This is a genomic window from Nocardiopsis sp. iso_238, from assembly GCF_056173325.1.
The window spans coordinates 43,632-56,057 of sequence record NZ_CM149668.1 but is presented as its reverse complement, the minus strand read 5'-3'; the positions used below and the strand labels follow the sequence as shown (position 1 = coordinate 56,057).

The 12,426-nt window shown below is 72.2% G+C and carries 11 protein-coding genes; 9 read left to right on the top strand and 2 right to left on the bottom strand.

The features are described 5' to 3' along the window. Positions 1-391 precede the first annotated feature (391 nt). The 6 genes from AC0VYL_RS00235 (at position 392) to AC0VYL_RS00210 (ending at position 5,797) form a co-directional block, all read left to right on the top strand. Entirely contained in the window at positions 392-1,105 is a 714-nt protein-coding gene (locus AC0VYL_RS00235) for a DUF6230 family protein (RefSeq protein WP_475481978.1), read from the top strand. Next, on the top strand, positions 1,096-1,533 hold the full coding sequence (locus tag AC0VYL_RS00230) for a DUF6114 domain-containing protein (RefSeq protein WP_475481977.1): 438 nt from the start codon (positions 1,096-1,098) through the stop codon (positions 1,531-1,533). The genes AC0VYL_RS00235 and AC0VYL_RS00230 overlap by 10 nt, the downstream gene beginning before the upstream one ends. Positions 1,534-1,696: 163 nt before the next feature. Then, positions 1,697-2,368, top strand: coding sequence for a hypothetical protein (locus AC0VYL_RS00225; protein WP_475457614.1), 672 nt, complete (start codon positions 1,697-1,699; stop codon positions 2,366-2,368). Between the two features lie 491 nt (positions 2,369-2,859). After that, the gene (locus AC0VYL_RS00220; protein WP_475481976.1) at positions 2,860-4,629 is read left to right on the top strand and encodes an AMP-binding protein; all 1,770 of its coding nucleotides are present in this window, start codon (positions 2,860-2,862) and stop codon (positions 4,627-4,629) included. A 299-nt stretch (positions 4,630-4,928) separates the two neighbouring features. Beyond that, positions 4,929-5,411: a MarR family winged helix-turn-helix transcriptional regulator gene (locus AC0VYL_RS00215; protein ID WP_475481975.1), complete on the top strand. Its 483-nt coding sequence runs from the start codon at positions 4,929-4,931 to the stop codon at positions 5,409-5,411. A gap of 140 nt (positions 5,412-5,551) precedes the next feature. Further along, entirely contained in the window at positions 5,552-5,797 is a 246-nt protein-coding gene (locus AC0VYL_RS00210) for a hypothetical protein (RefSeq protein WP_378747100.1), read from the top strand. 88 nt (positions 5,798-5,885) lie between these two features. Here the strand turns inward: AC0VYL_RS00210 and AC0VYL_RS00205 are convergent, their stop codons facing one another. Beyond that, positions 5,886-6,353 (bottom strand): hypothetical protein, encoded by a 468-nt coding sequence (locus AC0VYL_RS00205; protein ID WP_475481974.1) that lies wholly within the window; start codon positions 6,351-6,353, stop codon positions 5,886-5,888. An 82-nt stretch (positions 6,354-6,435) separates the two neighbouring features. Here AC0VYL_RS00205 and AC0VYL_RS00200 point away from each other — a divergent pair, with 82 nt between their 5' ends. The 3 genes from AC0VYL_RS00200 to AC0VYL_RS00190 all read left to right on the top strand — a co-directional run bounded on the left by AC0VYL_RS00200 (position 6,436) and on the right by AC0VYL_RS00190 (position 10,448). Next, complete coding sequence (locus tag AC0VYL_RS00200) at positions 6,436-7,353, top strand: 3-hydroxybutyrate dehydrogenase (protein WP_475481973.1); 918 nt, start codon at positions 6,436-6,438, stop codon at positions 7,351-7,353. Positions 7,354-7,418: 65 nt separating this feature from the next. After that, entirely contained in the window at positions 7,419-9,383 is a 1,965-nt protein-coding gene (locus AC0VYL_RS00195) for a helix-turn-helix domain-containing protein (RefSeq protein ID WP_475483589.1), read from the top strand. 210 nt (positions 9,384-9,593) lie between these two features. Then, a complete protein-coding gene (locus AC0VYL_RS00190; RefSeq protein ID WP_475481972.1) occupies positions 9,594-10,448 on the top strand; it encodes an SDR family oxidoreductase in 855 nt (284 codons plus the stop codon). Between the two features lie 153 nt (positions 10,449-10,601). On the opposite strand, the gene AC0VYL_RS00185 is transcribed toward AC0VYL_RS00190, so the two are convergent. After that, positions 10,602-12,371 (bottom strand): PASTA domain-containing protein, encoded by a 1,770-nt coding sequence (locus AC0VYL_RS00185; protein ID WP_475481971.1) that lies wholly within the window; start codon positions 12,369-12,371, stop codon positions 10,602-10,604. Positions 12,372-12,426: the final 55 nt, after the last annotated feature.

Sequence of the window (12,426 nt, the reverse complement as noted above, 5' to 3'; positions counted from 1 at the left end):
ACGGCCCCTCTGGGAACACACCCACTCACCGAAATGAGCACCATGGACAGAGGAAATCCTTACCCAGGTGACAAAGGAAAGCCGCGAACCACTTTCCTTCACCCTTGACTTTCCCAAACAACCGCACCCATCACGGGCTTTCCCGCGTTCCCGCACGTCAGAGCCGCCCAAACTCCGGAACAAGATCATTTTCCCCCGCCCCGAAAAGGTTCCGAAACTTCACCTGGAACTCTTGATATCCAGCCGATCCCGATACATGATGTGCAGCGTTACCGAAACACATTCTCTGGCTCGGATCCACCCGCACACGGGAGGGTTCAGCCGGGCCGCGTGCCGGAAGTTCGGGGGGACGGCGGGCGCAACGCGGTCATGCACCCTTGGAAGGACTCGCATGGACTCCCCATCCCCCGACGGCCGTGGCGGCGCCCCCAGCTCGACCAGCTCCCCCTCCTCCGTTTCCTCGAACAGCCCGGACACCACGTACTCCACGGACTCCCCCGGGAGCCACACCAGCTGGAAGCGCTTCGCCCTGTTCTGCCTCCCAGCCGGGGCGGCCATCGGCGGCATCCTCGTCGCCATGGCGAGCGGCGCCCTGGCGGCCTCCTTCAGCATCTCCGGCCAGCAGTTCAAAATCGCAGCGGACGAGATGCACGGTGAGGGCTTCACCCAGTTCGGATGGGTCAACGCGACCGTTCGCGACGAGCCCGTCCCCCTCGCGACGGCCGGGATCAGGTCCGCCGAGATCACCGGTCTGTGTCAGTCCGTCCTGACCACGGAGTTCCCCCTGGTCGGTTCGATCTCCCTCATGCTGACCGCCGGGGACGCCGGCACCCCGGTTCAGGCGTCCGACCTGGTCATCGACATGGAACAGATGGACGGCAACGCCGAGTTCACCAACATGGAGATCGGGCGGGACGCCTCCACCCTCGACAAGGGCCCCGACGGGCTCGGCTCGGGCCGCGGCCACACGGACCTGTTTGGCATGCAGTCCGACACCATCCACGTGGAGGACCTGGAGCAGACCGCCCGAGCCGCCTCCGCCGGGACCTTCAAGCTCCACAACCTCAGCCTCGGTGTCTCCCGTGGGGACGCCGAGTGCTTCTGAGAGGAGACCGGACCCCGTGGTCAGCGTGGACCAGGTGGCGTAGGCGGCGCCCGTTCCTGGCGGGACTGCTGATGATCCTGGCCGGGATCGAGATGGTGCTGGTCACCCGGATCCCCGTGGAGCTGATGCTCCACCTCGGTATCGGTGCCGTCTCCACCCTCGTGTTCAGCGGGATGCTGATCGTCCTTGGCCTGGTCACCTGGTTCACCCCGAACCAGCACGTGATCACCGGCAGCTTCGCCGGGTTCATCGCCCTGGGCGCACTGGTCCTGTCCAACCTCGGCGGGCTCGTCGTCGGCACCCTGCTGGCGCTGGTCGGGGGCGGTCTGGCCTTCGCCTGGCGTCCGCTCGCACGACCACCCCGTCGACGGAGCGGTCGTCGCCGGGCTCCCCGGGACAGGGAGCCGACGAGTCCGCGAGACCACTGATCCCCCGGGGCGAGTGGGCACCGTACCCCTGCCCACCCCGCCCACCCGTCCCGGGTTCCCGTCAGACAAGTGACGTCTACCTACGTCGGCGCGTGCACACACCTCCAGTCGCGCCGGGCGTCCTCCCCAGGGGCCGCCCGGCCACCCCACCCAAGGAGTACCCATGTCGGTTCCGCGACCGAGATCCCGCACCCGCTCCTGCCTGGCCGTCGCCGCCGTCGGAGCGCTCGTCCTCGGCTGGGGCGGTCCCGCCCTCGCCGAGCAGCAGGGCCCGACCACGGTCGAGCCCGCGGGCGCCGCCTTCACCGCCGAACTCGTCGGATCGGCCGTCTTCACCGCCGGGGACGTCACGATCACCTGCGACGTGTCCGCGACCTCACCCGGCAACGGCAACAACCTGGTCCCCGACGCTCCCGACAACCACAACCCCGACGGCGCGGTGGGCGGCCCCATCAACGCCCCGAACTTCACGGACTGCTCGACCGACGTGGCCCTCGTGAACGCGACCGTCACCGTGAACGACCCCGTCTGGCAGATGACGATGCAGCACGGTTCGCCCTCGCTCGCCACCATGATCGTCCCGGCGGCGGGGATCGTGGTGAACACGACCGGTCTGGCCACCTGCACCGCCACGGTCAGTCCCAACGCGGACGCGCCGATCGGAGGCGAGTGGACCAACGGGGACCCGGCTTCGACGTTGGCCTTCGACACCACGACCGCCGTCGAGGTGGAGGGGAGCTTCGGCTGCCCCAACGTCAGCGAGGCGGGATTCACCGCCACCTACGCGGTGACCAACGCGGACGACCCCGCGAGCCCCGTCACCGTGAGCGGCTGATCCAGCGGGGCCGTTCCGCACGGTCCCCGTAGTGAACGGGGTCGGGTCACGCGTGTCTGACGCTGGCCCGGCCCCACCCCGCACACTCCCCCGCCCTCCCCCGGTGTCGACTCCTCGACTCCTCGACTCCTCGACTCCTCGACTCCTCGACAGCTCGATCCGACCACTGCCGGGGGTCGCCGCGACGCTCCCCTCACCCACGTGAACACGGCAGCCCGCCCGCCCACCCGGGCGCCGATCCCTCACCTTCCCGGCCCACCGGCCACCCGCGGATCTCCACCCGCCCCGGTTCTCGGTGGCACTCCCGGTCCGTGACCGGGCCGAACCCACTCTCCCCAGTGACAACTACGCGCGAGTAGTCACTCACCTGACGACGGAGAAAGTCCGTGGCCTCCTCGCCTACGGTCGCAGTACTCCGTGGAGTCACGAGGCGAAGGCTCCTCGGAGGGCGCGGACCGCTTCGCCCGTCCCCGGACCCCCTCGGAGACCTCATGGCGTCCCAAGCCAGCAGCCCGCCCACCCCGCCGGAACGACCCACCCCGTCGACCGGGTCGGTCCCGCCCGCTCCGTCGACCCCTTCGGCCCCTGCGACGGCGGCCTCGCCGCCCCCTCCCCCGCCCTCGACCCTGTCGAAGCTCCGGCACACGCTGAGGGTCGCGCGGGTCCTGGTGCGGGCCGGGGTCCTCTCCCCCGGGCGCCCGGACCGGATCGTCCGCCAGCTCCGCGCGTTGAAGACCTGGGGTGCCACCATCGCGGGCGGTTACGCCGCCGCCGGTGAGCGTGTGCCCGACCAGGTGTCGCTGATCGACGAGTCCGGAAGCACGACCTTCGGGGAGATGAACCTGCTCGGGCGCGCTCTCGCCCGTGACCTCCACGGCCTCGGCGTCGGTCAGGGAACCCGGGTCGGCATCCTGTGCCGCAACCACGTCGGCCTGGTTCAGGCCACCATCGCCTGCGGGCGCCTCGGCGCCGACGCCGTCCTCCTGAACACCGGTTTGGCGGCGGGCCCCCTGGGCGACGTGATCGGGCGCAACGAGGTCTCGCTGCTGATCGCGGACGCCGAGTTCGAGGAGCTGTGCCGGGGCCTGCCTCCGGAGATCCCCCGGGTGACGGCCTGGGGTGAACCGAGCGTGCCGGGACCCCGGATACCCACCAGGGACCTGCTCTCCGCGGACGGCGCGGACTCCACGGGACCGCCGCCGCCCCCCGAGCGCCCGGGCAGGTTGATCGTGCTCACCTCGGGGACGACGGGTACTCCGAAGGGGGCCCGTCGCCCCACACCGAAGGGGCCGCAGGACGCCGCTTCCGTGCTGTCACGTATCCCGCTGAACTCCGGGGACCGCATCCTCGTCTCGGCTCCGGTCTTCCACACCTGGGGGCTGGCCGGGGTCCAGCTGGGCATGTCGATGCGGGCGACTCTGGTGATGCGTCGCCTGTTCGAGCCGGAGGACGTACTGCGGACGATCCAGGAGCAGCGGTGCACGGTGTTGTTCGCGGTGCCGGTGATGCTGCGGAGGATCATGGACCTGCCCCGGTCGACCCGGGACCGGTACGACACCTCGACACTGCGGATCGTGGCGTGCAGCGGGTCGGCGATGAGCCCGCAGTTGATCAGTGACTTCATGGACGCGTTCGGGGACGTCGTCTACAACCTGTACGGGTCGACCGAGGTGTCGTGGGCGACGATCGCGACCCCGGAGGACCTCAGGCTGGCTCCGACCACCGCCGGTCGGCCTCCCCTCGGAACCAGGATCGCGGTGCTGGACGAGCGGGGCCGGGAGGTACCGCAGGGGAGCAGGGGAGCCATCCACGTCGGCAACGAAATGCTCTTCGACGGATACACCAACGGAAACACCAAACGAATCGCCGACGGGCTGATGGAGACCGGCGACCGCGGCTACGTGGACGCCCACGGGTTGCTGCACGTGGCCGGACGGAACGACGACATGATCGTTTCGGGTGGTGAGAACGTCTTCCCGAGACCGGTGGAGGAGGCGATCGTGACGATGCCGTCGGTGCGCGAGGTGGTGGTGACCGGCGTCCCGGACGAGGAGTTCGGCCAACGCTTCGCCGCCTACGTGGTGCCCTACGAGGGCCGCTCCGTGGATCCGTACGAACTCCGCATGCACGTCCGTGAGGCCCTGGGCCGCTTCTCGGTGCCGCGCGACGTGGTGGTCCTGGAGGAGCTGCCGCGCAACGCCACGGGGAAGGTGGTCAAGCGGCGGTTGCCGAGCAGCGCGCCGGACCGGACGGAGGAGTGAGCCTCGGGGTCACGGGTTCACGGCCGGGGGCAGGGAGGCGTCCCTGCCCCCGCCAACGAAACACCCGTCCGGCCCCGATCCCCCCCGCTCTCCCTCCCCTGACGACTCCCCGCCCTCCTCCCACCCCTCCGTCGCGGCCCGGAACCTGCGCGACGGTGTCGACGTGAACGCCGGTCGACCCCGTCGCGCGCGAACTTGCCCCCGTTGCGCACACATGGTCCCCCGTGTCCCTTTTTTGCTTGTGCACAAGGCAATTGTGGGCTTTGACATCGGGTGCGTGGTTACTACGATGTGGAACGATGCCCGACCGATCCCCCGCCCAGACGGGCGACTTCGAACTCCCGGCAGTCGACGAGCAGATGTGCTTCGCGCTGTACGCGGCCTCGCGTGCGGTCACGAACCTCTACCGCCCACTGCTGGATCCGCTCGGCCTGACCTACCCCCAGTACCTCGTGATGATGCTCCTGTGGGAACGCGGAGAGTGCGCGGTCAAGGAGATCGGCGCGGTACTGCAACTCGACTACGGCACTCTCACGCCGCTGCTCAAACGCCTGGAGACCAACGGCCTCCTGCGCCGGGAACGCGACCCCGCCGACGAACGCTCGGTGCTGGTCACCGCCACGGGGGACGGCGCCGCGCTGCGGGCCCGCGCCCGGGGCATCCCGGAGGCCATCGGGCGGGTCATCGACCTGCCCGCCGAGGAGTTCGAGGCGACCAGGCTCGCGCTGCGGAGACTGACCGCCCACGTGCTCGCGGGCGAGGCCCGCGTCAAGGAACCCTAGCCGTCCCCTTCGGGGGAACGGTCACGAGGACGGGCACCACGGGGGTCGTGCCCGTCCTCCAAGGGTCCGGGGGACCGTGCGGACGGGCCGGAAAGCCCGTCCGCACCGGCTTTCCGGCCTCTTCGGGTTACCGTTGAAGCATGGCGATCTGGGCTTCAGACAACCGTAACGGCCACGTCCGCGAGGCCCTGACCCTCCTGCTCTCCCAAGGGGTGATCGACGACTTCCGGATCAGCCCCGAGGACGAGTTCCCGTTCAGAATCCAGGTTCCCGCCGGGATCGTCCCGATGACCGAGCACCAGGCGGCGCACTTCGCCCTGGGCGCCGTGACCGCGCACTTCGGCCACCTGGCCCGGGACTCCGAGGGGACGGGGACGGGGTTCTGACCTCACAACCGTCCCCGCGCCGCGACGACCACGCGACAACCGCCCGCACGGCCACAGACGCCCCGACCGCGACGGCTCCCCTCGCCCCTCAGCAACCGTCCGGCGCGAGCTCCCAGTGGCCCGGGGAGGACTCGGTCAGCGAGGTCCGCACCGCCGTGTTCCAGAGCCCGAGGGGGTCCCCGGAGCCCAGCGCGTAGGCGAGGCCCTGACGGTGTTCGGCCCGGCCCCGCCGCCGTAGTACTCGGCGGTGGTGGATCCGGGGCAGACGCTCCGTGCCGTCCGGGGCGTAGGGGCGGCGTCCTGGGGGCATCCGTGCGACAGGACGACCAGGGCGCGCCCCGGGGGAGTCGTCGGGGACGTACTCGTACACGGAGAGGCCGCCGGGGTTGGTGCCGAAGGCGGGCACCGGGGCGAGTTCGGCGGCCGAGGCACGCGGCGTCGCGACGACCAGCACCGCCACCGTCGTCAGGAGCACGGTGACCACGGAGAGGAGGGGAACCGCGAACCGGATCGGACCCGACCAGGGGACGGACACGGAGGTCCCGGGCCCGCGCATGGGCCGAACCCACATGGACCGACACCGGGGTGTGTCTCCACGCCCCGTCCCCCGGTCCGCGAGCCGCCCCTAGTTTGCTGGCATGACGACGCACGAGTTCCCGTCGGAGGCCGCGCGGCAGGCCCCCGGTGCCCCCGCCGAACCCTCCCTCCGCCCCCCTTCGGAGCCCGGTGCCTCGCCCGCTCCCGGTGCCGCCCCCACCGAAACCCCGCCCACCCCCGGCGGCCCACCCGCTCCCACTCCCCACACGACACGGGTCGATCTCTCCGGAAGGACGGCCCTGGTGACCGGCGCGGCCAGCGGGATCGGCCGCGCGTGCGCGCTGCGCCTCTCCGCCGCCGGGGCCGCCGTCCGGATGGTCGACGTCGACGGACCCGCCCTGGCCGCACTCGCCGCCCAGGGCGTGGGCGAACCGGTGGAACTGGACCTGACCGACCTGGACGCCGCCGAGGAGACCGCCCGGGGCACGGACATCGTGGTGAACAACGCCGGGGTACAGACGGTCGCCGCCGTCCAGGACTTCCCTCCCGGGCGTTTCTCCCTCATCCTTCGACTCATGGTCGAGTCACCGTTCCGCGTGGTGCGCGGGGCCCTGCCGCACATGTACGCGCGCGGATGGGGCCGGATCGTCAACATCTCCTCCGTGCACGGGCTGCGTGCCTCCGCCTACAAGTCCGCGTACGTGGCGGCCAAGCACGGGCTGGAGGGGTTCTCGAAGGTGGTCGCCCTGGAGGGTGCCCCCCACGGTGTGACCTCCAACTGTGTGAACCCCGGCTACGTGCGGACCGCGCTGGTGGAGAAGCAGATCGCGGACCAGGCCGAGGCGCACGGCATCCCCGTGGACCAGGTGATCTCGGAGGTCCTGCTGGCCCGCACCCCGGTGAAGCGGCTGATCGAACCCGCGGAGGTGGCCGAGATGGTCGCCTACCTGTGCTCCGAAGACGCGTCCTTCGTCAACGGGGCGTCCCTGCCCATCGACGGAGCCTGGAGTTCGAGCTGAACACCACCCCTGTCCCTCAGGACCCTTCCCCCTAGAGATCGGGGGCCGAGCAGCAGGCGCTCTTCCTGGAGCTGCTGCTGCGTGACGCACCGGCCGTCGAGTACGAGCGGCCGGTGCTCCGCGCCCGCTCGGACGGTTCGGACGCGGAGACGGTGGCCGCGCTGGAGAACGCCAAACTGGCCGCGCTGCGGGTGCGCGCGGTGCTGCGGGACCGGCAGCGGCGCGAGTCGGAGCTGAGCGCGCTGTTCGAGACCGCCAACGACCTCGCCGGGATGCGCAGCCTCGACCAGGTGCTCCGGGCGATCGTGGAGCGGGCGCGGCACCTGCTCGGGACGGACGTCGCCTATCTGACTCTGAGCGACCCGGAGGCGGGCGACACCTACATGCGGGTGACGTCGGGGTCGGTCTCAGCGACCTTCCAGCGGCTACGGCTGGCCCCGGGCAAGGGACTGGGCGGTCTGGTGGCCAGCACGTCGCTGCCGTACGTGACCGCCAACTACTTCGCGGACCCCCGGTTCGAGCACGCCGAGAACATCGACGACGGCGTGCGGGAGGAGGGCCTGGTCGCGATCCTGGGGGTGCCGTTGCGGATGAACGGACGAAGGGTGGGGGTGCTGTTCGCGGCCAACCGCCGGGAGCGTCCGTTCGCCCACTCGGAGGTGGCGCTGCTGTCGTCGCTGGCCACGCACGCCGCGATCGCGATCGACAACGCCAACCTCATCGACGACACCCGCCGGGCCCTGGACGAGCTGCACACCGTCAACGAACGCCTGCAACGGCACACGGCGTCGGTGGAGAGGTCGGCGGCGGCGCACGACAGGTTCACCGACCTCGTGCTGGGCGGGGGAGGGGTGCGGGAGGTCGCCTCAGCCATCGCGGCGGTCCTGGGCGGCACGGTGCGCATTCACGACCGCACCTCGGACGAGCTGGTGACCGCGTCCCCCGAGGGTGTGACCGGGGTGACGGCAGCGCTCCGGGAGAACAGTGCGGCCACCATGACCGGGGCGGCCGGGGAGGACGCCGAGCTGGCCGAGGCGGCCCGCTCCTCCCTGGCCAGCGGGCGGGCCGTTGCGGTCGGGGACGCGTGGGTCGCGGCGGCGGTCGCCGGGGCCGAGCCCCTGGGCACGCTCGTCCTGCGCGGGGTGGAGCTGGACGACACCGACCAGAGGGTGCTGGAGCGGGCGGCGATGGTCACCGCCCTGCTCCTGCTCATCCGCCGATCGGTCAGCGAGACCGAGCACCGGGTACGCGGCGACCTGCTCAACGAACTCCTGGAGGTGCCCGCGCGCGATCCGGCGTCCCTGCGCCAGCGGGCGGCGCTGCTCCACGCGGACCTGGACACCCCGCACGTGCTGGTGGTTGCGGAGGCACCCGGGGGAGACCCGCAGCGGTTGCGTTCGGCGGCGGCCTTCGCCGCCGAGACGGTCGGCGGGCTGGCGGCCTCCCGGGGCGGGCGGCTGGTGCTGGCCCTGCCCGGCTCCGACCCGGCCGAGGTGGGCGGACGGGTGGCGGCCGAGCTGTCCGCCGCCGCCAACGGCCCGGTGACGACCGGGCTGGCCGGGCCCACCCGGGGCCCGGCGACCTTCCGGGACGCGTTCACCGAGGCGATGCGGTGCCTCCAGACCCTGCGTGCCCTCGGCCGGATCGGGGACGCCGCCACCACCGACGACCTCGGGTTCTCCGGGTTGCTGCTGAGCCAGGACCGGGACGTGCCCGGCTTCGTGACGGCCGCGCTGGGGCCGCTCCTGGAGTACGACGCCAAGCGGGGCACCCTGCTGGTGGAGACCCTGCGCGCCTACTTCGCCGCCGGGGGCAACCTGTCCCGCGCCAAGGACGATCTGCACATCCACGTGAACACCGTGGCGCAGCGCCTGGAGCGGATCGGGCACCTGATCGGGGCGGGCTGGCAACGCCCCGACCGCGCGCTCGAACTCCAGCTCGCCCTTCACCTGCACGGTCTGCTCGACCAGGGCGTGGATCTGCTCAGCGACCCCGGCCATAGTCGAGTCCACGGCGACGGCCGAGGTTGACGAGACCACGCCGCCGTCCGGACCACGCCGCCGACCAGACCGGGGCGCGGTTCGGCCGCGCATCGAGTGCCCCGACGCCCCCGGCCGAACGGGAACCGGCCCCCCAGGGGGTTGACCTCAACATTGGTTGAGGAAGTGGACTGGACTCCGGGCCCCTCATCGAGGTGGCCCCCGGGCCCGAAGCCCGGCACTCATCCAGAGGGAGACACGATGTCCCAGCCGACGAAGACCCGGCCGATCCTGGTCACCGGAGCCACGGGCAACACCGGCCGCCACGTGGTGGCGGGGCTGCTCGCCGAGGGGGTACCGGTCCGTGCGCTGACCCGGGACCCGCAGCGGGCACGGCTGCCCGAGGGCGTCGAGGTGGTCGCGGGGGACGTCACCGACCCCGCGCACGTGACCCGCGCGGCCAGGGGCGCGAGGGCCGCCTACCTGGTGTGGCCGGGAACCGACGAGGCCGCGAAGGGAGCGGCGGAAGTGGTCGCGGCCCTGGGCGCCGAGGTCGGGAGGGTGGTCTACCTCTCCGCCGCCGGCGCGGAGGAGACCGAGGGCGTGTGGGGCGGCGTGGAACGCGCCGTGCGGCGCTCCGCCCGCGAGTGGACCTTCCTCCGGGTCACCGGGCTCGCGACGAACGCGCTGGCGTGGTCCGACAAGGTGCACCGGGGAGTCGTGCGGGCCCCGTTCGGCGCGGCGACCCGTTCCCTGGTGCACGAGCGGGACGTGGCCGAAATGGGGGTGCGCGCGCTCCTGGACGACGGACACGCGGGGCGGGCGTACGTGGTCAGCGGGCCCGAGGTGGTCAGCCAGACCGACCAGGTGCGGATGATCGGGGAGGAGATCGGGGTCCCGGCGCGGTGGGAGGAGCAGCCGCTGGACGAGGCCCTCGTGGAACTGTCGCAGGAGGTGGGGGTGGACTTCGCCCACCAGCTCATCGAGCACTGGACCGCCAACGTCGACATCCCCGAGGAGGTGTCCGAGGACGTCGCGCGGGTACTCGGCCGTCCCGCCCTGGGCTTCCGGGAGTGGGTCCGCGACCACGTCGCGGACTTCACCCCCGGAGACTGATCAGCCCTCCGAAACTCATCCGGTCCCCGAAGCCGATCCACCCTGCGGGCCGCCCGCCCCGGGGGCTGACCAGAGCGGCGGGACAGGGGTACGGGGCGGCGGGGGAGCGGCCGGGTCAGGGTGTGCGGGGTGCTGCCACCGGTACCGCCCGGGTCAGCAGGGCCCCTGGTCGGACCAGGCGCCCCACTCCCCGCCGAGGTCCGGCGGGAAGCCCTGGATCCACCATCGGGCCTCGTAGACCCGCCCCTCGTGGTGGACCCGGTCGCCCTCCTCGTAGATCGTGCCCGCGTCCCAGGCGGCACCGGCGCAGGAGCTCTCCGGGGCCTCCTGGCCTCCGCCCTCCCCGGAGCCACCGTCGGCGGTGTCGTCCTCCGCCTCCTCCTCGACCGGTTCGGGGCCGGTGGAGACCGTGAGAGTGACGGCGCCGTCCTCGGGCAGGATCGTGCCCGGTTCGGGGTCCTGGCCGCTGACCGCTCCCTCCGCGACGGACTCGCTCGGAGCCTCGACCACGGACACGGTCAGACCGAGCCCGGACAGCGCCTCGGAGGCCTCCGCCCGCCCCATGCCCGACAGCGCGGGAACGATGACCCCCTCGCTGACGTGCAGGGTCACCTCCTCCTCCCGGTCGCCGTCCTCCCCGACCCCGGGGACCGAGGACAGGACGGTGCCCGGCGTCTCCTCGGCGGAGTGCTCCTGCACCACCTCGACCTCGGTGAAACCGGCCTCACGCAGCAGGGCGCGGGCGTCGTTCTCGGTGCCGCCCACGACGTCCGGCACCTCCGCGTGCCGAGGGCCGACCGACAGCGAGAGCAGGATCGACTCGCCGCCCTCCAGCTCCGTGCCCGCCGCCGGTTCGGTCGCGGACACCTCACCCGGGACGACGTCCTCGCTGTAGGCGTCCTTGTAGGTGAAGGTGAGGTCCATGTCCAGGGCGGCCAGCTCCACCTCCGCCATCTCCGGGGAGAACCCGGCGAGATCGGGGAGTTCGGCGTCCCCGCCCGGCACGAGGGCCCATCCCGCGACGCACAGGGCCAGCACCACGGCCCCGGCTCCGACCAGGACGGGCAGGCGCCGCCAGGGAGGGGTGCCCCCGCCCCGGGCGGGGGAGGCCTCGACCGCGAGGGCGTCGACGCCCACGACCGGGATCGGCTGGGTGACGTCGCCGCCCTCGGCACGAGGACGCGGCAGCGACCTCAGTACCTGCTCGACCAGGGTGAGGTACTGTCCGGCGTCGCGCGGCCGGTAGCGGGGATTGGGTTCGGTGGCGTTGGAGACCAGCATGTCCAGGTCGGGCGGCAGTCCGGGGACGGTGGCCGAGGGGCGCAGCGCCTCCCCCTCCTCGGCCCGGAGGTCACCGGTCAGCAGGGTGTGCAGGAGCGCGCCCACCGCGCGCACGTCCGAGCGCGGGGTCAGGTCCTCGACCCCCAACAGCCGGAATCCGGTGATCGTGACCCGGCCCTCGGCGTCCAGGACCACGTCGCCCGGGGCGAGGTCGCCGTGCACCAGGCCCTCGTCATGTGCCGTCCGGAGCGCCTCCAGGACCTCGGCCACGACGCTCAGGGCCATGTGCGGGCCGTAGCGCAGCCCCTGCTCGCCGCCGCCGAGCACCTCGCTGAGGGGTTCCCCCGGCGTCGACGCGGTGACCAGGTACACGTGGTCGCCGTCCCGGCCGTCCCCGAGCACCCGCACGAGGCCGGGGGAGCGGAGTCCGGCCAGGCTCTGGGCCCGGCCCAGGAAGGCGTGGACGGCGGCGGGGTCGCCGACCAGGTCCGGGGCGAGGAGGGTGACGGTGACGGGCTGGTCCGCCACCGTGTCGTGCCCGTCGTGGACGGACACCTGGCCGTCGCCGCCGACACGTTCGCCCACGAGGACGCGTCCGTGCAGCGTGGTTCCGGTGGCCGGAGAGGGGGTGGGGGACTCCATGAGTCGGATTGTACGGCGCCGAAACCGCACGGATCCTTCTTCAACGGGCCGGATA

Bases quoted from the DNA above. Each gene is read 5' to 3' on its own strand.
- AC0VYL_RS00220 (WP_475481976.1), top strand. From the start codon at position 2,860: ATGGCGTCCCAAGCCAGCAGCCCGCCCACCCCGCCGGAACGACCCACC.
- AC0VYL_RS00235 (WP_475481978.1), top strand. From the start codon at position 392: ATGGACTCCCCATCCCCCGACGGCCGTGGCGGCGCCCCCAGCTCGACC.
- AC0VYL_RS00200 (WP_475481973.1), top strand. From the start codon at position 6,436: ATGACGACGCACGAGTTCCCGTCGGAGGCCGCGCGGCAGGCCCCCGGT.
- AC0VYL_RS00205 (WP_475481974.1), bottom strand. From the start codon at position 6,353: ATGCGCGGGCCCGGGACCTCCGTGTCCGTCCCCTGGTCGGGTCCGATC.
- AC0VYL_RS00225 (WP_475457614.1), top strand. From the start codon at position 1,697: ATGTCGGTTCCGCGACCGAGATCCCGCACCCGCTCCTGCCTGGCCGTC.
- AC0VYL_RS00215 (WP_475481975.1), top strand. From the start codon at position 4,929: ATGCCCGACCGATCCCCCGCCCAGACGGGCGACTTCGAACTCCCGGCA.
- AC0VYL_RS00190 (WP_475481972.1), top strand. From the start codon at position 9,594: ATGTCCCAGCCGACGAAGACCCGGCCGATCCTGGTCACCGGAGCCACG.
- AC0VYL_RS00185 (WP_475481971.1), bottom strand. From the start codon at position 12,371: ATGGAGTCCCCCACCCCCTCTCCGGCCACCGGAACCACGCTGCACGGA.
- AC0VYL_RS00210 (WP_378747100.1), top strand. From the start codon at position 5,552: ATGGCGATCTGGGCTTCAGACAACCGTAACGGCCACGTCCGCGAGGCC.